14 protein-coding genes and 2 pseudogenes are annotated in these 21370 nt (G+C 56.1%); 10 read left to right on the forward strand and 6 right to left on the reverse strand.

Annotation, left to right across the window (positions count from 1 at the left end; translation table 11 throughout):
* Nucleotides 1-5 precede the first annotated feature (5 nt).
* Genes entF through fes form a run of 3 tightly spaced genes read right to left on the reverse strand, consistent with a single transcriptional unit; the run spans nt 6 to nt 5335 of the window.
* Complete coding sequence (entF, locus tag ACSZO4_RS08190) at nt 6-3881, reverse strand: enterobactin non-ribosomal peptide synthetase EntF (RefSeq protein WP_437888392.1); 3876 nt, start codon at nt 3879-3881, stop codon at nt 6-8.
* A 10-nt stretch (nt 3882-3891) separates the two neighbouring features.
* The gene (locus ACSZO4_RS08195; protein ID WP_437888393.1) at nt 3892-4095 is read right to left on the reverse strand and encodes an MbtH family protein; all 204 of its coding nucleotides are present in this window, start codon (nt 4093-4095) and stop codon (nt 3892-3894) included.
* A gap of 28 nt (nt 4096-4123) precedes the next feature.
* On the reverse strand, nt 4124-5335 hold the full coding sequence (fes, locus tag ACSZO4_RS08200) for an enterochelin esterase (protein WP_437888394.1): 1212 nt from the start codon (nt 5333-5335) through the stop codon (nt 4124-4126).
* A 258-nt stretch (nt 5336-5593) separates the two neighbouring features.
* On the opposite strand from fes, the gene ACSZO4_RS08205 reads away from it, so the two are divergent.
* The 6 genes from ACSZO4_RS08205 (at nt 5594) to ACSZO4_RS08230 (ending at nt 12880) form a co-directional block, all read left to right on the forward strand.
* Nucleotides 5594-7861: a TonB-dependent siderophore receptor gene (locus ACSZO4_RS08205; protein WP_437888395.1), complete on the forward strand. Its 2268-nt coding sequence runs from the start codon at nt 5594-5596 to the stop codon at nt 7859-7861.
* A 59-nt stretch (nt 7862-7920) separates the two neighbouring features.
* Complete coding sequence (gene entD / locus ACSZO4_RS08210; RefSeq protein WP_437888396.1) at nt 7921-8583, forward strand: enterobactin synthase subunit EntD; 663 nt, start codon at nt 7921-7923, stop codon at nt 8581-8583.
* 117 nt (nt 8584-8700) lie between these two features.
* Nucleotides 8701-9642 carry a D-ribose ABC transporter substrate-binding protein gene (locus tag ACSZO4_RS08215; RefSeq protein ID WP_437888397.1) on the forward strand — a complete coding sequence of 314 codons (942 nt, stop codon included), beginning with the start codon at nt 8701-8703 and terminating at the stop codon, nt 9640-9642.
* A 13-nt stretch (nt 9643-9655) separates the two neighbouring features.
* Nucleotides 9656-10264, forward strand: coding sequence for a DUF2291 family protein (locus tag ACSZO4_RS08220; RefSeq protein WP_437888398.1), 609 nt, complete (start codon nt 9656-9658; stop codon nt 10262-10264).
* Nucleotides 10264-11790 carry a sugar ABC transporter ATP-binding protein gene (locus tag ACSZO4_RS08225; protein WP_437888399.1) on the forward strand — a complete coding sequence of 509 codons (1527 nt, stop codon included), beginning with the start codon at nt 10264-10266 and terminating at the stop codon, nt 11788-11790. Before ACSZO4_RS08220 ends, ACSZO4_RS08225 begins: the two co-directional genes overlap by 1 nt.
* 1 nt (nt 11791) lies before the next feature.
* Nucleotides 11792-12880, forward strand: coding sequence for an ABC transporter permease (locus ACSZO4_RS08230; RefSeq protein WP_437888400.1), 1089 nt, complete (start codon nt 11792-11794; stop codon nt 12878-12880).
* Nucleotides 12881-12924: 44 nt separating this feature from the next.
* Here the strand turns inward: ACSZO4_RS08230 and ACSZO4_RS08235 are convergent.
* Together ACSZO4_RS08235 and ACSZO4_RS08240 are read right to left on the reverse strand one after the other, a co-directional pair.
* A pseudogene (locus tag ACSZO4_RS08235) lies at nt 12925-14619 on the reverse strand (methyl-accepting chemotaxis protein).
* A 217-nt stretch (nt 14620-14836) separates the two neighbouring features.
* Entirely contained in the window at nt 14837-15787 is a 951-nt protein-coding gene (locus ACSZO4_RS08240) for a sugar-binding transcriptional regulator (RefSeq protein ID WP_437888401.1), read from the reverse strand.
* Nucleotides 15788-16106: 319 nt separating this feature from the next.
* Here ACSZO4_RS08240 and ACSZO4_RS08245 point away from each other — a divergent pair, with 319 nt between their 5' ends.
* The 4 genes and pseudogenes from ACSZO4_RS08245 (at nt 16107) to ACSZO4_RS08260 (ending at nt 20874) form a co-directional block, all read left to right on the forward strand.
* Complete coding sequence (locus ACSZO4_RS08245) at nt 16107-16937, forward strand: transketolase (RefSeq protein WP_437888402.1); 831 nt, start codon at nt 16107-16109, stop codon at nt 16935-16937.
* Nucleotides 16930-17877, forward strand: a complete 948-nt coding sequence (locus tag ACSZO4_RS08250; protein WP_437888403.1) for a transketolase family protein — start codon at nt 16930-16932, stop codon at nt 17875-17877. The genes ACSZO4_RS08245 and ACSZO4_RS08250 overlap by 8 nt, the downstream gene beginning before the upstream one ends.
* 35 nt (nt 17878-17912) lie before the next feature.
* Nucleotides 17913-19331 (forward strand): L-fucose/L-arabinose isomerase family protein, encoded by a 1419-nt coding sequence (locus ACSZO4_RS08255; RefSeq protein ID WP_437888404.1) that lies wholly within the window; start codon nt 17913-17915, stop codon nt 19329-19331.
* Between the two features lie 26 nt (nt 19332-19357).
* Nucleotides 19358-20874, forward strand: a pseudogene (locus ACSZO4_RS08260) (FGGY family carbohydrate kinase).
* A 71-nt stretch (nt 20875-20945) separates the two neighbouring features.
* On the opposite strand, the gene ACSZO4_RS08265 reads toward ACSZO4_RS08260, so the two are convergent.
* Entirely contained in the window at nt 20946-21098 is a 153-nt protein-coding gene (locus ACSZO4_RS08265; RefSeq protein WP_437888405.1) for a Hok/Gef family protein, read from the reverse strand.
* Nucleotides 21099-21370 lie beyond the last annotated feature (272 nt).

A 21370-nucleotide genomic window follows, 5' to 3' on the forward strand; every position in this document is an offset into this window, starting at 1 on the left:
TCCCGCTATCCCAGCAACTCCCGCAGTACCGGGCCGATGGCTTCAAACGCCTGCGGGGAGATAATGTCCACGTGGGCGCAATCCTGGCGATAGACCTCCAGCTCATCAACCCACGGCGACCAGGCTTTGTGCGGATCCGTCCCTTCCGGTAGCGTGCGTTCAGCAACAAACAGCGTCGCTTTGCCGGAAAACGGCGTACTGTGCGCCGTGGTCAGCAGGCGAACCGCATCGCCATAGTTGCCTTCAATTGTTGCAAACATCTCGCTTGAGCCCTGCCCCTGCTGCGCGGCAAGAAATGCCTGACGTTCACGTTCAATCTCGGCCAGCACTTGTGGATCCAGGCCATTGGCCTCCTTCTCCGCCCAGTTTTGCGTTTCCGGCGGCCAGGTATCCAGCAGCCCTAAAAACGCCACCCTTTCACCACGCGCGCTGAGCCGCGCCGCAATCCCCTGCGCCAGAGTGCCGCCAAGGGAGTAACCAAACAGGTGATAAGGGCCGTGCGGTTGTTGCGCCAGCAGCGTCGCCAGATGGTGCTCGCACACTTCATCCAGCGTTGCGGCTTGCTGCATTGGCCCATCAGGTCGCGGCGACTGGATGCCGGTTATCGACCAGCGCGGTGAGAGATAGCGCGCCAGCACGCTGAACTGCCAGGCAAAGCCTGAAGCCGGATGGAAACAGAACAGGGTCGGGCCGTTTCCTTCACGCAGCGGCAGCAAGGTTTCAAGCCCGAGGCGGCTGTCAATGCTGTCCTGCGCCACCAGTAGCGCCAGCTTCTCCACGGTGGAAGCCACCATGATTTGCCCCGGTGTCACATGGCGTTCAAAAGTTTTACTCAGCAGTGCTGCCAGCCGCATTGCCAGCAGCGAGTGTCCGCCGAGGGCAAAGAAGTCGGCCTGGGCATCGAGAACCTCGCAGCCCAGCAACGCGGAAAACGCCTCTGCCACCTGAGTCTCAACACCTGGTGCCAGCGGACGGGCATCTTTCTCACGAACCGGCGTGGGCAGCGGCAGCGCTTTACGATCCAGCTTGCCGTTGGCGCTTAGCGGCAATTCACTCAGTTGCAGCACCACCACTGGCACCATATGCGGCGGAAGCCGCTGACTTAAGGTTTCACGCAGCACCGCGACATCAAGCGGCAAGCCCGATGCGGAAACCACATAGCCCACCAGCTGGCGGGCATCACCCTGCCCGGCCACCGCCTGATTAAATACGCAGGCATGGGTCACGGCCTGGGCCACGTCCGGCAGCGACAGCAGCGCCCGGTCGATCTCTCCCAGCTCAATACGCTGACCACGAATTTTAAGCTGATCGTCGCTGCGCCCGAGGTATTCCACCGCCCCGTTATCCAGCCAGCGCGCCACATCGCCGGTGCGGTACATGCGCTCGCCTGGCGCAAAAGGATCGGCGATAAAGCGACTGGCGGTAAGATCCGGCCTGCCCAGATAACCCTGAGCCAGTTGGATCCCGGTAAGATACAGATCCCCGGCCACACCCGGCGGCACCGGCTGCATCATGCCATCAAGGATCCGCAAGCCGGTATTCCACACCGGGTAGCCAATGGGGACGCTGTTGCCGCTCACTGCCGCCAGAGTTTCGCCATGGGCCGGGTACCAGCTGACGTCCACCGCCGCTTCCGTTGGCCCGTAAAGATTATGCAAGGGTGCGCCGGTCAGTTGTTCCCACTCGCGGCATAATTCGGCCGGCAGGGCTTCGCCGCTACAGAAAACCTTGTTCAGGCTATGGCAGGTTTCACCTGCGCTTTGCGCTGAAAGCGACGCCACAAACGCGGCCAGCATCGACGGCACAAAGTGGGTGGTGGTAACGCCAAAACGGGCAAAAAACTGTTGCAGCGCTAACGGGTCGCGGTGTGCCTCAGGCTCCGCCATTACCAGTTGCGCCCCGGCAATAAACGGCCACCAGAACTCCCACACCGAGACGTCAAAACTGCACGGCGTCTTTTGCGCCACCACATCCTGCCCGCAAAGCGGGTAGTGGTTTTGCATCCACAGCAGACGGTTAACGATCGCCGTCTGCCCGACCATGACCCCTTTCGGTCGCCCGGTGGAGCCGGAGGTAAAGATGATATAGGCGGTATGATCCGGCCGGGAGAGCGCCAGAGGTTCGCTGTCCGTCACCGGCAGCGGCGCGCTGTAACAAAGATGTGTGAGTCCCGGAAGATCGCTAAAGCGCGAAAGCTGGTCGGCAGCGGTAATAAGCAGACGCGGCTTTGCGTCTTCCAGCATCATGCGCAGGCGCTCATCCGGATAGCCGGTGTCGAGCGGCAACCAGGCAGCACCCGCCTCGACGATGCCGTGCAGCGCCAGAGTAAGAAAGACGGATCGCGGCAGAGCTACCGCCACGCTGTCTCCCGGCTTCACGCCCTTCTCGCGCAGCAGGTTGGCCAGCGCCACCACCTGTTCGCGCATCTCCCGGTAACTGAATTGCTGCCTTGAATCTGCCAGCGCCGGAGCATCCGGGGTTTTTGCGGCCTGTTGCGCCACCAGTTGACTCAGGGTGGCGGCGGGCAGCATCACACCGGTGTCGTTGATTTTTTCGATGCGCTGAGCGTCCTGCGCCGACACAAGCCGTGCATCGCCGCAACAAAGCTGCGGGTTCGCGGCAAACTGGCTTAACAGGTCGTGCAGACGCGCCATATGGGTATTCAGCGTGGCTTCGTCATAGCGACGACGATTCGCCAGCACTTCCAGCGCCAGCCCGCCATCCTCATCCGGGAAAAGAGCGATTTCCAGGTCGTTAACCGGCCCGGTCGCCAGCGTATGGGTCTGCCCGGCAATACCGTCCATATCCAGCAGATAGTCGAACATTTTGACGTTGAACACCGGGCCAAAAAGCGGTTCATCCCCGGCTGCGCGTCCGGCATCCCGTACGATTTGCTCGGCATCGTAACGCTGGTGACGGCGCATTTTTTTCAGTTGCCCGGCAAGAGCTGCGGCCAGTTCTGCCAGGGTCTGGCGGGCATCAATATGCACCCCCAGCGGCAGGACGTTGAGCACCGGCCCGGTTGCCGTTAACGCGGCGGACCCCATACGGCGCATAAAGATAAACCCGGCGGCATAATCCAGCCGACTGCTGAGTCGGCCAAGCCACAGGGCCACCAGCGCCAGCGCCAGATCCGCAGGCTGGCTCGCGGGGGCGGCCTGGCTCAGACGACGAAACGCCGACGTATCAAAGGCCATTTTCAGCCGCAGGATATCGCTGGTCGCAGCGCGTCCGGGCAAGGGGGCGTCAGATAAGGATCCCGCCGCAGGCAGAGCGCGTTTTTGCTCAGCCCAGAAGGTTTTATCCCGCAGCCAGGCGTCACTTTCGCGATAACGCTGGTACTCCTCCACCACCCCGGCGAAAGGGGTAAAAGGCGACGATGGGAGAGATTCATTGCGGTGCAGCGCGCGATAAATGGCGGTAATCTGGCGGGTAATTGCCGGGAAACTGAAGCCATCGACCAGCAGATGGTGATAACGCTGATACCAGTACCAGCAGGTATCACTGACCTGAATGATGGCGTGGAGGGTCAGCGGTTGACCGCCATCCACGCGCAGGTTCTGCGCCAGGTCGGCGTTCATCACGGCCAGTGCCGCACGCTGTGGTTCTGGTTCGCCACGCAGATCGATAATCGGCGGCAGCGGGAACGTCAGGCTATCGTCCACCCACTGCCAGACATCGCCGTTATCCTCAGCAAAGCGCATCCGCAGCGTATCGGCCTGCTTCATGCCCTCAACAATCGCCTGCGCCAGCAGCGGAGCGTCAAGCTCGCCGTCCAGTTCCACATAATGCGCTACGCTCCAGGCATTCGGCAGGGTGGAGAGCTTTTCCGCCATCCAGATCCCCGACTGTGCGGCTACCAGGGGTAATCGTGTGGTCATTCGGCTCTCCTTATTGAGCGTGGTGTGCCGGAGTTAATGTCTGCCAGTGTTGCGTAAGCCAGTCGGTGCACTGTTGCAAGCTAGCAGGCGCGCAAACGACCTGCCAGCCTTCAGGCAATGCGCATTGCTCAGGCCACATGCTGAACTGCTGCTGACCATTTTGCAGAATATAAAACTGCCCCTCGGTGTTATCGAAGGGGTTGCTGAATTCCATACCAGACTCCTGTCGTGAAAAGTGCGGCTCATTGCGCAGGCGTCAGCGGCTGCCAGAGGGTCATAAGCCCCGAGGTCAGGCCGCCGCGCCAGCAAAGCGCATCATGTCCGCCGTCAACCTGACGCCAGATAACCGACGTCTGGCTGCGCTGCAACTGGGCAAGCATCGCCTGATTGGCCCGGAAGATAAGGGGTTCACGCACGCCCGCTTCCAGCACGATACGTAACCCTTGCGCCGAAAGTTCGTCGCGCTTAAGCGTCTCGATAAGTACGCCGTCCTGGTGAGCGCCACGATGTGGCCACCAGTAAGAGCCGGACTGGCTGAGCACGCAGCCAAAACGCTCCGGCCAGTGTAATCCGGCATACAACGAGGCCAGACCGCCAAAGCTTTGTCCGGCAACGACGGTGCGATCCGCGCGATCGCTAAACGGCGTGGTGGCGCGTACCAGCGGCAGCAGCTCCTGCTGAACTGCCTGCCAGAAATCGGCATTGCAGGGCAACTCCTGGCTACGGTGGGCGCTGTCAATCACATCGATAAGCAGATACACCGCGGGAGGAAGTTTGCCTTCGTGGGTGAGATTTGCCAGCGCAGGCCAGACGGGCATGCTTTCGGCCCAAAATTGCCCGTCAAGCAGCACCGCCAGCGGGCGATCGGCATGACTATCATCGCCGGTGGTAAACACCCATACACGGCGGCGATTGCCTAAGTGCTCGCTCTGCCAGTCAATACACATGGGAGGTGTGTATGGCGTATCAGGCGCATCCCAGCCCGGCTGCTCAGGCGCCCCAGGCAAGGAAAGCGGTGAAACCGGATGACCACGCCCGCCACGCCAGCCATGCGGGTTCAGCGGATCGGCAATCGCCTGAGGAAAGAGTTTGCGCCACCCTTCGCGCAGCGCGGTGCGATCCGGTGGAAGCTGGGTAAAAACCTGCGGGGAAAAATCGTCCGGCTGCGTTGAGGGGATAAGGCAGTAGCTGCCCCGCCATCCCGCTTCAAGCACGGTCTGCCAGAACCAGGCATCGGTGCCTGCAATGCGCGTCAGGGACTGGGGAGCTGACTGCTGATGGTGATCGGTGACGCCCGTTATATAAAGCCAGACATGCCGGATGGCTGAAGTGGTCTCGCTGCCAGCGGGATCGCGCCACCAGAAGGTGACACGGTACTGGCCCGTTGCGTCTTGCTCCCACTCCGGCCCCTGTTTTGATGCCCACCAAGCATCACTTCCCGTCTCTTGCACCACCGCATTAACCCCGAATTACATGTGGAAATTTTTGCTTGCATTAACAAAAATATTGATAATATTATTGATAACTATTTGCATTTGCAATAGCGTATTGCCCGCGCCTGCATCGGCGCGTCTTTCATTATAAAAATGTCACTTGCCGCGATTTTTCTCAGGAATGAGTGCCCTTCGCAGCAGGCTGGCGACATCATGCCGTGACCCTCGCCCATTGGGAAAGGATCGTCCGAGTAACACGGAATAAATGCAGGAATTACAATGAAATATAAAATTCGTTCCCTGGCCGTACTGGTCAATATGGGAATTTATGGCATTGCATTACCGCTACACGCAGCAGAAACCACCAATCCTGAAGAGACGATTGTTGTTACCGCAGCACAGCAGAATCTCCAGGCTCCGGGGGTTTCAACTATCACCGCAGATGAAATCCGTAAGAATCCCCCCGCGCGTGACGTTTCTGAAATTATCCGCACTATGCCGGGCGTTAACCTGACCGGTAATGCCACCAGCGGCCAGCGCGGCAACAACCGTCAGATTGATATTCGCGGTATGGGCCCGGAAAACACCCTGATTCTGGTCGATGGCAAACCGGTAACCAGCCGTAACTCAGTGCGTCTGGGCTGGCGCGGCGAGCGCGATAGCCGCGGCGATACCAACTGGGTTCCGCCAGAATTAATTGAACGTATTGACGTTATCCGTGGCCCGGCGGCGGCCCGTTACGGTAACGGCGCTGCGGGCGGCGTGGTGAATATTATCACCAAAAAAGACACCAGCGGCGAGTGGCATGGTTCATGGAATACCTACTTCAATGCGCCTGAGCACAAAGAAGAAGGAGCAACCAAACGCACCAACTTTAGCCTGAGCGGCCCGCTGGGCGGCGATTTCACCTTCCGTCTGTACGGCAACCTGTCCAAAACCCAGGCCGATGCTCAGGATATTAACGTCGGTCACCAGTCCGAACGTACCGGCACCTATGCCAATACTGTTGCGGCGGGACGTGAAGGTTCAATCAACAAAGATGTTACTGGCGTGGTGCGTTGGGACTTTGCGCCAATGCAGGCACTGGAATTCCAGGCCGGGTACAGCCGTCAGGGTAACCTGTATGCCGGTGATACCCAGAACACCAACAACGACAGCTCCAGCAACAACTACGTTAACAAAAACTACGGTAAAGAGACCAACCGTCTTTATCGTCAGAACTACTCCGCGACCTGGACCGGCGGCTGGGATAATGGCGTGACCACCAGCAACTGGGTGCGCTATGAACACACGCGTAACTCCCGTATTCCGGAAGGTCTGGCAGGCGGTCTGGAAGGTCTGTTTAACGCAGACAAGTTTGCCGATATCGATTACAGCGACCTGCTGATGCACAGTGAAGCCAGTATCCCATTGGACCTGGTGTTTAAGCAGAACCTGACTATCGGTGCTGAGTGGGATCATCAGAGCATGAAGGATTCCACCTCCAATACCCAGAACTTTGCGGGTGGCAATATTCCTGGTTACAGCAGCACCGGCCGTAGCCCTTACTCCGATGCCGATATCCTCTCGGTATTCGCGGAAGACAACATTGAGTTGACCGACAGCACCATGCTGACCCCGGCGTTGCGTTTCGATCATCACACCATCGTTGGCAATAACTGGAGCCCGTCGCTGAATCTGTCCCAGGGTCTTGGCGATGACTTTACCCTGAAAATGGGTATTGCCCGTGCCTATAAAGCACCGAGTCTGTACCAGACCAACCCGAACTATATCCTCTACAGTAAAGGCCAGGGCTGCTACGCCATTAGTGTTGATGCCAACGGCAATAGTATCGGCTGTTATATGCAGGGTAATGACGACCTGAAAGCGGAAACCAGTATCAACAAAGAGATTGGTCTGGAGTTCAAGCGTGACGGCTGGCTGGCTGGCGTGACCTGGTTCCGTAACGACTACCGCAACAAGATTGAGTCTGGCTACTCTCCGGTAGGACAAACCTCAATCACCAGCGGCAGCACCACGACAAACACCTATATTTACCAATGGGATAATGTGCCAAAAGCGGTTGTTGAAGGTCTGGAAGGTACGTTCAATGTGCCGGTAAGTGAAACCGTCACCTGGACCAATAACATCACTTACATGCTGCAAAGTAAGAACAAAACCACCGGCGAACGTCTGTCGATTATTCCGGAATATACCTGGAACTCGACCCTGAGCTGGCAGGTTGTTCAGGATGTCTCTCTGCAATCCACCTTTACCTGGTACGGTAAACAGGAACCGAAGAAATTTGACTACAAAGGCAACCGCGTAACCGGTTCTGCGACCGATGAAGTGAGCCCTTATAGCATCGTCGGGCTTAGCGGCACCTGGGACGTGAACAAAAACCTCAGCCTGACCGGCGGCGTCAGCAACGTGTTTGATAAACGTCACTGGCGTATGGGTAATGCGCAAAGCACCGGCGGCGGCACAAGCTGGATGTACGGCGCGGGCGCCAACACCTATAACGAATCAGGTCGTACCTGGTATATGGGTGTAAATACTCGTTTCTAAAAGCGTTGTTACGTTCTGCCCCCTCTCCTTACGGGGAGAGGGGTATCCTGAGGCGAATTATGCAAACCCACCACACGACACTCAGGCTCAACACCCATCTTCTGCATCTCATTACCTTTGACGCAACCACTTTTGCTGACAGCGATTTGCTGTGGCTGCCGCATCATCTGCGGTTGCAACATGCCGGGCGTAAGCGCAAAGCAGAGCATCTGGCCGGGCGCATTGCCGCCGTCCATGCGCTGCATGAGCACAATATCAACACCGTACCGGGGATCGGTGACAGAGCCGAGCCACTGTGGCCTGCAGGGCTTTATGGCAGCATCAGCCACTGCTCGAACCGGGCGCTGGCAGTGATAGCTCCCACGCCGGTGGGCGTGGACATTGAAGCACTGTTTAGCCCGGAAACTTGCAATGAAGTGGTCGATAGCATTATCACTCCCGCCGAGCGGAGTCTCCTGACCCACTCCGGCTTGCCTTTTTCTCTGGCGCTGACGCTGGCATTTTCTGCCAAAGAGAGTGTCTACAAAGCGTACTCTTATGCCGCTTTTCCCTTCCCGGGCTTTCACAGCGCCCAGGTGACAGCCCTCAATTCGACCGGCATTACCCTGCGCCTGACAAACGAATTTAGCGACAAACTGGCGGGAATTTGCGTTGATCTCGCGTGGATAATGCAGAACGACCTGATCATTACTTTGTTAACGGTCCCTCGCTCAGGATCGTGATCCTTTTCTCCTTTTAAGAAATTAGCTGCGTAAACCGTAGACAGTTTGCTGTTGTCGATTTATCGTTAATTTGAATAATAAATCATTATTGAATATATATTCAATGTGGAGAAAAAGATGAAAACGACCCTACTGAAATCTGCTGTACTGGCTTCCCTGATCGCCGCTTCCGGTTCGCTGTTTGCCGCCGATAACGGACTGATCGCCATTATCACCCCCTCACACGACAATCCATTCTTTAAAGCTGAAGCTGACGGCGCGGCGGCTAAAGCCAAAGAGCTGGGCTATACCACGCTGGTGGCGTCCCACGATGATGACGTAAACAAACAAAATCAGCTGATCGAAACGGCCATTGCCCGTAAAGCGAAAGCCATTATTCTCGATAACGCCGGAGCTGACGCGACCGTTGGTCCACTGGAAAAAGCCAAAGCGGCTGGCGTTCCGGCCTTCCTGATCGACCGTGAAATTAACAAAACCGGCGTTGCCGTGGCGCAAATCGTCTCCAACAACTACCAGGGCGCACAGCTCGGGGCAGAAAAATTCGCCAAACTGCTCAACGGCAAGGGTAAATACGTTGAGCTGCTGGGCCGCCAGTCGGACACCAACGCCAGCGTCCGCTCTCAGGGCTATCACGACATTCTTGATGACTACCCGGACATGAAGATGGTGGCGCAGCAAACCGCCAACTGGAGCCAGACCGAAGCCTTCACGCGTATGGAAGCTATTTTGCAAACCAACCCCGATATTGTCGGTGTGATCTCCGGTAATGACACCATGGCGCTGGGTGCCGAAGCCGCGCTGAAAGCTGCGGGCAAAACCAGTGTTATCGTGGTCGGTTTTGACGGCAGTGATTACGTTCGCGACTCCATTATTAATAAAGGCAATATCAAAGCCACGGTGCTGCAGCCTGGCTGGCAACAGGCGCAAATGGCCGTTGAGCAGGCGGACTACTACCTGAAAAACGGTAAAGCACAGAAGGATGAAAAACAGTTGATGGATTGCATGCTGATTGATGAAAGCAACGCCAGCAAACTGAAACTGTTCAACCTCGGCAAATAATCGCGGAGACGTTATGTCGTTAAAACAATGGGGTGCTGCATTTATAGGGTGCACCACCCTGTTGCTGACGGCCTGCACCGTGGTGGATCTGGATGAAAACGGCAAGCCGATACTGCCTGCCGATCCGAATGCGAAAGCCAGCTTCGACAACCTGACCCCACAGCAGATCGCGCAACAAACCTGGCAAGAACGCGTCATCGACGCCGCCCATAAACATGCGCTGGACGCCACCGCGCTGACCACACAACTGAAAGCAACCCATGACAAACCGCACAGTGTGTTTGTCCGTCTGACAAGCCTGGTCGAACGTATTGATGCCAGTAATGAACGTGAACAAAAACTGGTGATGACATTTAACGGTAAACCGCTGGAGATCCAGTTAGGCCCGGTGGTTCGCGGAAACGCGATCCGTGATGCAACAGGCTTTAAATTTGAAGACTTTACCAACCAGGTTCAGTTCGCTCAGCTCTCAAGAGCCTACAACCGCGAAGCGGTGAAGACGCTGGCGAAAACGGATGCCAGTTGGGCAGGAAAACCCGCAACGGTATTGATGGCCGTTACCATTAACGCGGGTCAAACCGAAGATGCCGTAGCCCTGGAGTTGAAACAGGAGGAGCAGTAATGAGCGATGTACCTGTGGATGACATTATTCTGCGCACCCGTGGCATCTCGATGCTTTTTCCGGGCACCGTGGCCCTGGATAATGTGGATTACAACGTCTGGCGCGGCAAAGTGAACGTCATTATCGGCGAGAATGGCGCAGGGAAATCCACCCTGATGAAAATCCTTGCCGGGGTGCAGCAGCCGAGCCTGGGTGAAATCGAGCTGAATGGCAAACCGGTACATATTTCCAGTACCCGCGCGGCGGCGGCGCTGGGTATCGGCATGGTTCACCAGGAGTTGAATCTGTTTGAAAACCTCAATGTCGCCGAGAATATTTTCCTTGGCCGTGAACTGCAAAAAGGCATTACGCCTATCAACGAGGCTGAGCAGGAAAAGCGTACAGCGGAACTGTTAACCCGTCTCGACCAGCCCATCTCGCCGAAAGAGCTGGTGGGCAGCCTGAAGGTGGGTCAGCAGCAACTGGTGGAAATTGCCAAGGCGCTGGCAGAAGACGCGGACATTCTGATCCTCGACGAACCCACCTCGGCCCTGAGTAAAACGGAAGTGGAAATCCTCTTTAGGGTGATCCGCGAACTGACCCGCCAGGGCGTGTCGATTATCTATATTTCGCACCGTCTGGAAGAGCTGATGGCGATTGGCGATGTGATAACCATTTTGCGCGACGGCAAATTCCAGGCCGAAGCGAAAGTGCGCGATATCGATGTGCCGTGGATTGTCCGGGAAATGCTGGGCAGCGATCCGGTGAGCAACTTCCTCACCCCTGGCCGCACCTTTGGCGCGCCGGTGCTGGAAGCGGAACATATCACCTGTGTTAACAGCGCAGGCAATGCCGTCGTCGACGATGTGACCTTTAAAGTGCATAGCGGCGAAATTGTCGGGATTTATGGCCTGATGGGCGCGGGACGTACCGAACTGTTCGAATGCATGCTCGGCACGGAACGTAACTATCTTGGCAAACTGTGGCTCGACAGCAAACCGGTGCCGCAGCGTCTGGCAACCGCCGACCGTATCCGCATGGGGATGAGTCTGGTGCCGGAAGACCGCAAGCGTACCGGCATCTTCCCGATTTCATCGGTGGCGACCAATCTGACCATCGCCAGTTTATGGCGGCGTTTGCAGCGCGGTTTCACCATCGCAGAAAAAGAGGAACAGGCGGTGGTCGCCAGTACCATTGGCAACCTGTCGATCAAAGTTTCCACTCCGGAGGTTGAGATCCAGGCGCTGAGCGGGGGTAATCAGCAAAAAGTGGTGATTGGTCGTTCGCTTTTGACCAACCCGAAAGTGCTGTTTCTGGATGAACCGACACGTGGTATTGACGTTGGTGCCAAAGCCGATGTGTTCCGCATGATGGTCCAGCTCTCGGAACAGGGGATTGCGGTGGTCTTTTCCACCTCAGATCTGAAAGAAATTATGGCGGTATCTGACCGCATTCTGGTGATGTCCGGTGGCAAGCTGACCGCAGATATCGATCGCTGTCATGCCGAGGAGTCGGCACTGGTAACGGCAAGTGCTCAGGGGTTCTGATATGAAAACAACACAATCTGTGGCCGTGACTCCGCGTGCAGGCGCGTCGTTGTCCCGCGAAAATATTCTGCTGTTACTGCTTAAGCTGCGTACCTTTATCGCACTGTTCCTGATTGTTGGCTTCTTTACCGCCACCGTTCCAGGTTTTTTGTCCACCGGTAGTCTGGTCATCATGATCAAACATATCGCCATCAATGCGTTTCTGGCACTGGGCATTACCTTTGTCATCATCACCGCCGGGATTGATTTGTCCATCGGGGCAACGCTGGGTCTGTGCGGCATGATGGCAGGATGGATGATCACCAAAGGCATTGTGTTGCCGATGTTTGGCATCGCCATTTTCCCAAGCGTGTGGGTGATTGTGCCGCTGGTGCTGTTGATTGGCGGGGCCATCGGGGCGGTGAACGGCTGGATAATCACCCGCTATAACGTCGCGCCTTTTATTTGCACCCTCGGCACCATGTACGTGCTGCGCGGTGCGGCCATGCTGACCTCTGACGGGCAGACCTTCCCCGGCCTGTCAGGCAATCCGCAGCTCGGCAATACCGGCTTTGACGAGATTGGCGCTGGTACATTGTTCGGCATTCCGTGGGCTATCTGGCTGATGATTGTGCTGGCGCTGGTCATTGCCTATGTCGCCCGTCGCCTGCCCTTTGGTCGCCACGTTTACGCCATCGGCGATAACGAACGGGCGGCGGAGCTTTCCGGCGTCAAGGTCAAACAGGTCAAGATTTGGGTCTACACCATTTCCGGATTCTGTGCGGCGCTTGCCGGGATTGTGGTCTCAGCCCAGCTTCTGGCAAGCCATCCGGCCAACGGTACCGCGTTTGAAATGAATGCGATTGCCGCAGTAGTGCTTGGTGGCACGTCGCTGGCGGGCGGGCGCGGTACCGTGCTCGGTACGCTGATTGGCGCGTTTGTCATTGGTTTCCTCGCCGATGGGCTGGTGATGATGGGCGTCAGCGAGTTCTGGCAAATGGTGATTAAAGGCATCGTGATTATCGTGGCGGTCATCATCGATCAGATGCAAAACCGGATGCAGCAGAAAGCGGCGGTGGTGGCGCAAAAAGCCGTGATAGAAAACAAGTAAAAATAACGGGTATCGCTGGCGATACCCGCTGTTTCATCTCAGGATCAGAACGATTCCCACTCGGTATTTGACACGGAGCTGTTCCCGGTAGCCGCAAGCGCCGGGCGCAGTACAGAGGGTTTGCCTTTGTCCTTCGTTACCGGAGTGACAGGTTTCGCGCTTTTGGCATGCTCCTTCCCATCGCCCGGCAGTTTAAACACCGACACAATTTCCGTTAAGCTGTATGCCTGCTGTTCAAGCGAACCAGAAGTAGCTGAAGACTCTTCCACCAGCGCGGCGTTTTGCTGAGTCACGCTGTCCATCTGCGAGATCGCCGTACCCACCTGGCTAATGCCTTTGCTCTGCTCATCTGACGCAGACGCGATTTCACCCATAATGTCTGTCACGCTGGTGACCGATTTGAGGATGTTGTCCATCGATTCATTGGTCAGTTTAACCTAGTCATAACCGTTGTTCACATTGGCTACCGACTCATCGATCAGCACTTTGATCTCTTTCGCTGCCCCGGCGCTGCGCTGCGCCAGGTTACGCACCTCGCTGGCAACCACCGCAAAACCACGTCCCTGCTCGCCCGCACGCGCCGCTTCCACCGCCGCGTTAAGCGCCAGGATATTGGTCTGGAAGGCAATGCTGTCAATGACGTTGATAATGTCGGTAATTTTCTGCGAACTGTCAGTGATATTTTTCATGCTGGCCATCACCGCCTGCACGCGTTCTTCACCTTTGTTCACCGCTTCGGAGGCTGCGTTCGCCAGTAAACTGGCCTGGTTGGCATTGTCGGCATTTTGTTTCACCACCGCACTCAGTTGCTCCATGCTGGCGGCCGTTTCGGTCAGCGCCGCCGCCTGCTCTTCAGTACGCGAAGACAGGTCTGTATTGCCGGACGCGATTTCGCTGGTGCCCTGATAAATCTCACCTGCGCTGTTACGGATCTGGCTGACCGTTTTCACCCAGTTAGACTGCATGGTTTCCAGGTAAGGGATCAGTTGATCCACCTCGCTATTGCCCATCGCCTGCGTCGGTTTATCCAGATTGCCGACAGAGAGGACCTGCAAATGCTGTTTCACCCATTCCAGCGGGCGCGCAAGGAACACCGCGAGGAAGCGCTCGGAAAGTACCAGCATAATGACACCTATCACCATCGCAATAATGATGATGGTACGGGTCAGGGAGACCCAGTCAGCGATACGTGCATTGGCTGCGGATTTGAGTTCGCGGATGTCCTGGTTATAGGCGGCAATCGCCTGCGTAAAGCCCGTGCGCAGTGGGTTGTATTTTTCCGTGGTCAGATGCGCCAGTGCGTTAACGTCATTGGCTTTTACCGCCTCAGCCATCGGTTTGATCCCTTCGTTAAATAAAGTCAGGGAGCTGTTGTAGATATTATCTATCGCACTACTGCTGATATTGGCGTGATCGGTAACTTTAAACTGATTCAGCCCGCCTTGCAGAAAATCGATATCTTTGCCTATCTGCACAACGGCTTGCTGGTAGTTTTGGCTATCACCGCTGGCCTGGAAAGCCATCGCGCGGTCCATCAGTAATTTCACCTGATAGTAGCGATCGCTGGCGTTGTTAATGATATCGCCATTGACCTGCTGAACGTTGGTTAACGCAACTTCGTCGGTTAAACCGCTTAATGCATGCAAGGAAAAGAAAGAAACACCACCCCAGAGTAAAGTGAAAATGATCAGTATGGTAATCATCACCGCTTTAATTTTTAGGTTACTGATAAATTGCATAAAAACCCCGGTAAATGCTGTGAATTGAAAAAAGAAAAAAGACCGTTCACACGCGTGAACGCCTAAAACACCATCGGCATGAGCGGGGGGTTAATTAATAACAAAAAGGAGTAAGGCAATAACCTTTATTGGAAAAGTTGATATTAATCACTGTTTTTGCTGTTGAAGTAAGATAACTGGCTCTCCGGTTCAGCAGAGAGCCAGCCGGGAATGCGGCTTATACGCTCACCAGGCAACGCGCGGTGGCGTAATCGGTAATCAGAACATCAATATAGTTCCCCTGAAGCGCACCGCGAATCGCATTCTGCTTCTCCGGGCCGCCAGCTAAGGCAATCACCTGCTTGCAGGCGCGAATTTGCTCCAGCTCCATACCAATAACCGGATCTTCTTGCTGGCTGAGTACCGGTTTGCCTGCGGCATCGAAATAATGCAGACAGATATCCCCAACCGCGCCGCGTTCGGAAAGCAGGTGCAGCATATCTTCGTTGTAGTAGTTGCCGGAGTTTTTTAGCAGCTGTGACGGCTCCAGTTCGCCAATGCCGACAATCGCCACATCCACCTGGGCGAATTTAGCCACTACCGCCGCAACATCCGGGCTGTTCACCAGCCGCGCGCGCTCTTCCACCGAGTGTTCGATGCTCTGAGAGGGCAAAAGCCAGGCCGGGCAACCCAGATGCGCCGACAGCTGTTGAGTGAGGATCGTGGCCTGCACGTTACCATTCGGCCCGACCCCACCGAGCAACTGGATAACCCCAGCGGCGCGAATATTCTGCGGATGCATCTCATCGACCATACAGCGGATGGTGCTGCTCCAGGCAGAAATGCCCACCAGGTCTTCCGGGCGCACGCGGGTTTCCACATAGTGCGCTGCCGCGCTGCCAATCGCGTGCTTCATCTGCGCGTTGGTCGCATTTTCGCCCACATCCACCACAATGGCCTGGCGAATGCCGTACTGCTGTTCAATGGCTTTTTCCAGCGCGACAAAGATATTGGTCGGCTGCACGACGGTGATTTTCACCAGCCCCTCTTTTTGACAGCGGGTCAGAGCGCGTGAGACAAATGATTGAGACAAATTCATCAGAGAGGCTATCTCAGACTGTTTTTTGTTCTCGTTGTAGTAAAGCGTGGCGATTTTCACCAGCAGACGTTGTTCATCCTGCTTCGACATAACGTTCCCCTTAATTCAGCTTCTGTCATTTTTATTCATCCCTGAATAGATAACAAGCCACCCTCTTCATCAGCTACTGGATCCAAATGTGATCCTTTTCTCCTTTCTTCGAAATATGCCGCTGCAAAGCGTAGACAAAGTGCATTTCAGGGCATATCTTTAACCATGAATAATAAATCAGTAGTGAATATTTATTCAAAGCATAACACAACCTGCCGTAAAACCTTGCGATAAAGACACGTAAGGGGGTTCCCAGGTGTGCTTTTTCACCCTGACTGAATATTTATTCATATGAGATTATACATTCAAGAGGTGTACTATGAATCCGTTTTCGCTCTCCGTTGAGGAGCTTGAAAAAAAAGCACGCGCTGTCCGCCGTCGCATCATCGTGCTGAATGCCGAAAGCCCGGCGGGTGGACACACCGGGGCTGACCTGTCCCAGGTGGAGCTTCTGACCGCACTGTATTTCCGTATTCTGAACTGCTCGCCGGACACCAAAGACAGCGACGAGCGTGATATCTACATCCAGTCAAAAGGTCATGCTGTCGGGGGCTATTACTGCGTGCTGGCAGAAGCCGGATTCATCCCCGTCGACTGGCTCTCTACCTATCAGCATGCCGACTCCCATCTGCCAGGCCATCCGGTCAAACATAAAACCCCGGGTATTGAGCTGAACACCGGCGCACTGGGCCACGGTTTGCCGGTTGCGGTGGGTATTGCGCTGGCGGCAAAACGCAGCAACAGCAAGCGTCGCGTCTTTGCCATCACCGGTGATGGTGAACTGGCAGAGGGCAGTAACTGGGAAGCCGCGCTGGTCGCCGCCCATTATCAGCTCGACAACCTGGTCATCATTAATGACAAAAACAATTTACAGCTGGCGGGTTCAACCAAAGAGATCATGAACACCGACCCGCTGGATGAAAAATGGCGCTCCTTCGGTATGCAGGTTACTGAATGTAAAGGTAACGATATGGCGGATGTGGTGGCGACGCTGGAAGGGTTACAGGCTGGCGGAAAACCGCACGTGGTGATTGCTCATACCACCAAAGGCGCCGGCGTTTCCTTTATTCAGGGACGTCCGGAATGGCACCACCGGGTGCCGAAAGGTGAAGAAGTTGAACTGGCGCTGGAGGAACTGAAAGATGAGTAATAGCGAACATCTGGCCACCGTCATGGTGAATGCCTTTATTGACGCCGTTGAGCGTGGCATAGACCTGGTGCCCGTGGTGGCAGATTCGACTTCGACGGCCAAAATCGCCCCCTTTATGAAGCAGTTTCCGGGTCGTCTGGTCAACGTGGGTATCGCCGAACAAACTCTGGTGGGCGCGGCTGCGGGACTGGCGATCGGCGGCAAAGTGGCGGTCACCTGTAACGCGGCGCCCTTTTTGATCTCCCGCGCCAATGAGCAGATCAAAGTCGATATTTGCTACAACAATACCAACGTGAAGCTGTTTGGCCTCAACTCCGGCGCCAGCTATGGCCCCCTCGCCAGTACCCACCACAGCATTGACGATATTTCAGTCCTGCGCGGCTTTGGCAATATCGAAATCTATGCTCCGGCCTGCCCGATTGAGTGCCGTCAGATTATTGATTATGCGCTGGAGCACGTTGGCCCGGTCTATATTCGCCTGGATGGTAAAGCCCTGCCGGAGCTGCACGACGAAAATTATCGCTTCGCGCCTGGCAATATTGATGTCCTGCGGGAAGGAAAAGATGTCGCCCTGGTGGCGATGGGCTCAACCGTTCATGAAATTGTCGAAGCCGCCACACAACTGGCAGCCCAGGGTATTGACGCCAGTGTTATCAGTGTACCGTCTATTCGTCCCTGCAATACATCACAACTGCTGGCGGCGCTGAAAACCTGCAAAGCCATAGTGAGCGTTGAAGAGCACAACGTGAACGGCGGCGTCGGTAGCCTGGTGGCCGAAGTGCTGGCAGAAGCCGGTTGCGGGATCCCGCTGCGTCGTCTCGGTATTCAGGATGGACAATACGCCATCGCCGCCGACCGCGCATCCACCCGCGCACGTCATGAAATTGATGCAGCAGCTGTCATAAAAAATGCCCGGCAACTCTTACTGACCCGGCAATAAAAATAATAAAGAACAACTTACTGGAGATAATTGCAATGTCCCGAATCCCTCAAAAACTGACCATGGCAGTGATCATTGGCAACCGTGGCTTCTTCCCAAGCTATCTGGTGGCAGAGGCCCGTGAGCAAGCTGTCGCCCTGTTTGACCGCCTTGGTATTAACACCATTATGCTCGATGAGACACAAACTGAGCTGGGCGGGGTGGAAACGCGTCAGGATGCAAAAATCTGCGCCGAACTGTTCCGCGCCCACCGCGATGACATCCACGGCGTGGTGGTGCTGCTGCCAAACTTCGGCGATGAAAAAGCGGTGGCAGAAACCCTGCGCCTGTCCGGGCTGAATGTGCCGGTGCTGATGCAGGCGGAGGAGGACAATCTGGACAAAATGGGGCTGGCGACGCGCCGCGACAGCTTCTGCGGCAAAATATCCCTGTGCAATAACCTGCGCCAGTACGGGATCCCGTTTACCCTGACCACCCAGCATGTCTGCGCTCTCAGCGGCGAGGTTTTCGAACAGGATCTGAAACGCTTTGAGCAAATTTGCCGCGTGGTGAGCAGCATGCGCGGGGTGCGCGTGGGCGCCATCGGTGCGCGTCCGGCGGGCTTTAATACCGTGCGCTACAGCGAAAAATTGCTCGAACGTTTAGGGATCGCGGTTGAAACCCTGGATCTCTCGGAAATCTTCACCCGTATCAAAACCCTGCGTGATGACGATATCCGCGTTGACGAAAAACGCCGTCTGCTGATGGACAACGCCGATGCCAGCCATATTCCGGCAGAAAAACTGGTCACCATGGCGAAGCTGTTTGTGGTCATCAGCGAGTGGGTTATCGCCAACGATATCGACACCACCGCCATTCAGTGCTGGACCTCATTACAGGAAAACCTCGGCATTAACGTTTGCTCCATTATGAGTGTCATGTCCGGCCAGTTAATGCCTTCCGCCTGCGAAGTGGATGTGATGGGGGCGCTCTCCATGTATGCCCTCGCCAGCGCCAATCTGAGCCCGGCATCCATTGCCGACTGGAATAACAACTTCGGCGACGATCGTGACAAATGCGTTCTCTTCCACTGCGGTAACTTCGCCTCTGCCAGTCTCGAAACCCCGCATATGGGTACCGCAGACATTATTGGCACCACCGTGGGTAAAGAGAATACCTGCGGCGCAGTGCATGGCCGCCTGAAAGCAGGCTCTCTTACCTATTTCCGCCTGAGCACCGACGATCTCACCGGTGAAATTAAAGCCTATGTCGGTGAGGGAAAATCCGTTGACGATCCGCTGGATACCGTCGGTTGTCGCGCGGTTATCCAGGTTCCACGCCTGGAAGAGTTGCTGTCTTATATTTGCCGCAACGGCTTTGAACATCATGTGGCCATGAACCATGCGGCCAGCGGGGAAGTACTGCACGAGGCCTTTACGCGTTATCTCAACGTAGACACTTACCTGCACCAGTAATGCAACGCATCCGGGCCTGATGGAGAATGGAGATGTCGAAAGATATTGTTATCGCCCTTGATGAAGGGACCACCAACGCGAAAGCCGTTGCGCTGGATGAGCAGGGAAATGTGGTAGCGAAAGCGTCGCGCCCCTTAACCATTCAGACGCCACGCGAAGGCTGGGTGGAACAATCCGCGCAGACCCTTCTGGAGGCCTCGCTGGACGTTATCCGTCAGGTGGTCGCGCAGGTGGGCGCTGAACGGGTGGCGGCGCTGGCGGTCAGCAATCAGCGGGAAACCGCCGTTGGCTGGTACCGGGCAAGCGGCCAGCCATTAGGCCCGGCTATTACCTGGCAATGCTCCCGCACCGCTGATTTTTGCCATGCACTGCGGGCGCAAGGCCAGGAAGCACAAATCAAAGCGGTGACCGGTTTACCGGTCGCTCCGCTGTTTTCGGCCTCCAAAATGCGCTGGCTTCTGGCCTCGGTTCCCAATGGCGCACAACTGGCGCAACAGGGTGAGATTTGCCTGGGAACGGTCGACAGCTGGCTGCTCTGGCACCTGACGGCAGGCGACTCTTTTTGCTGCGACTATTCCAATGCCTCGCGCACCCAGTTACTGAACCTGAACACCGCCGACTGGGATGATGAGATGTTGACGCTGTTCGGCATCCCGCGCCAGGCATTAGCGGAAATTCGTCCCTCCAGCGGACTCTTTGGCCACACCAGACAGCTTGCCGGTATCCCGGACGGCATTCCGGTGATGGCGATGATCGGCGACTCCCATGCTGCGCTTTTCGCCCACGGCCTGGGGGCTGCGGGCTGCGTAAAAGCAACCTATGGCACGGGGTCGTCGGTAAAGGCCCGGTCGCATCAGCCCGGTGCGATGTGAAATCCCTTGCCACTACCGTTGCCTGGCATGACGGCGAACGGCTGGTATACGGGCTGGAAGGCAATATTCCGCACACCGGCGACGCGGTTGCCTGGATGGCCGAAAGCACGGGCTTAAGTGAACTGCCGGAGGCTGAACTGGCCGAGGCACTGAACAGGCTACCGGCGTCGGTCGACTCTACTCTCGGGGTCTATTTTGTCCCGGCGTTAACCGGGCTTGGCGCGCCCTGGTGGGATGAAGATGCCAGGGGACTTATCCATGGGCTCAGCCGTGGCGTTAAGCGTGCCCATCTGGTGCGTGCGGCGCTGGAATCCATCACCTATCAGATTGCAGACGTAGTGGTGGCGATGCGCCAGCACGGTGATTTTTCCCTGAAAGCGCTGATGGTCGACGGCGGCCCCACCAAAAACGACTGGCTGATGCAGTACCAGGCCGACCTGCTCGGTTGCCCGGTCATGCGCAGCGATGTGCCAGAGCTTTCGGCGATGGGCGCCGCCCTGCTGGCGCGCAAAGCGCTGTTGCAGGTGGACACCGAACAGTTGCGCCAGTATCTGCCCGAGCATGTCACCTTCACCCCGGATGCGCAGCGCCACGACAGGCTGCAAAAACGCTGGCGCGACTGGCAAAATGCGGTGCAGCTTTCCCGCTCGCAGAATGCGCAGGCAGGTTAAAAGAATGGGTGCGTGAAGTTCCAGCCTGACAAGATGATTTGCGGGGATTGCTCCCCGCAAAAGTCAGCTAGCTACTTCGTCACTTCGTAAGCGAGAACAGCTTTAAACTCAGTATCACGTTGTTTGAAACTCATCTCGCAAAGCGAGTCGCGAACCAACAGCGTGAAACCCAGTGCTGTCATACACAGCACCACGATCGCCACCAGGGCGTACTTCGTTAGCATGTCATTGCCTCCGTGCAAAAAAGAGACTAACATCCAACTTGTCTAGGGTTGGATGATAAGCCTCAGGTTGATAACACTATCTCCTGGGGCTTTCACCTTTCTGAACCCTGCAAAATGCCTGGCTCAGAAAGCCTCAGGCACCCGCGAAAATGCTACCCTTTCCATTCCCTTTTCACGAACAAAAACTGTATTTATATGGGTCTTCCCCGATTATGGTGGGAAGACTCAGAACGCCATATTCAGCTTCCCGTAGTGGAACATCACTCCCAGTT

The sequence above is a fragment of the Phytobacter sp. V91 genome (assembly GCF_965644225.1).
Classification (GTDB): domain Bacteria; phylum Pseudomonadota; class Gammaproteobacteria; order Enterobacterales; family Enterobacteriaceae; genus CBFFRJ01.

Coding starts and splice junctions, on each gene's coding strand:
- entF (WP_437888392.1), bottom strand. CDS start 3,881: ATGACCACACGATTACCCCTGGTAGCCGCACAGTCGGGGATCTGGATG.
- ACSZO4_RS08195 (WP_437888393.1), bottom strand. CDS start 4,095: ATGGAATTCAGCAACCCCTTCGATAACACCGAGGGGCAGTTTTATATT.
- ACSZO4_RS08205 (WP_437888395.1), top strand. CDS start 5,594: ATGAAATATAAAATTCGTTCCCTGGCCGTACTGGTCAATATGGGAATT.
- entD (WP_437888396.1), top strand. CDS start 7,921: ATGCAAACCCACCACACGACACTCAGGCTCAACACCCATCTTCTGCAT.
- ACSZO4_RS08215 (WP_437888397.1), top strand. CDS start 8,701: ATGAAAACGACCCTACTGAAATCTGCTGTACTGGCTTCCCTGATCGCC.
- ACSZO4_RS08220 (WP_437888398.1), top strand. CDS start 9,656: ATGTCGTTAAAACAATGGGGTGCTGCATTTATAGGGTGCACCACCCTG.
- ACSZO4_RS08225 (WP_437888399.1), top strand. CDS start 10,264: ATGAGCGATGTACCTGTGGATGACATTATTCTGCGCACCCGTGGCATC.
- ACSZO4_RS08230 (WP_437888400.1), top strand. CDS start 11,792: ATGAAAACAACACAATCTGTGGCCGTGACTCCGCGTGCAGGCGCGTCG.
- ACSZO4_RS08240 (WP_437888401.1), bottom strand. CDS start 15,787: ATGTCGAAGCAGGATGAACAACGTCTGCTGGTGAAAATCGCCACGCTT.
- ACSZO4_RS08245 (WP_437888402.1), top strand. CDS start 16,107: ATGAATCCGTTTTCGCTCTCCGTTGAGGAGCTTGAAAAAAAAGCACGC.
- ACSZO4_RS08250 (WP_437888403.1), top strand. CDS start 16,930: ATGAGTAATAGCGAACATCTGGCCACCGTCATGGTGAATGCCTTTATT.
- ACSZO4_RS08255 (WP_437888404.1), top strand. CDS start 17,913: ATGTCCCGAATCCCTCAAAAACTGACCATGGCAGTGATCATTGGCAAC.
- ACSZO4_RS08265 (WP_437888405.1), bottom strand. CDS start 21,098: ATGCTAACGAAGTACGCCCTGGTGGCGATCGTGGTGCTGTGTATGACA.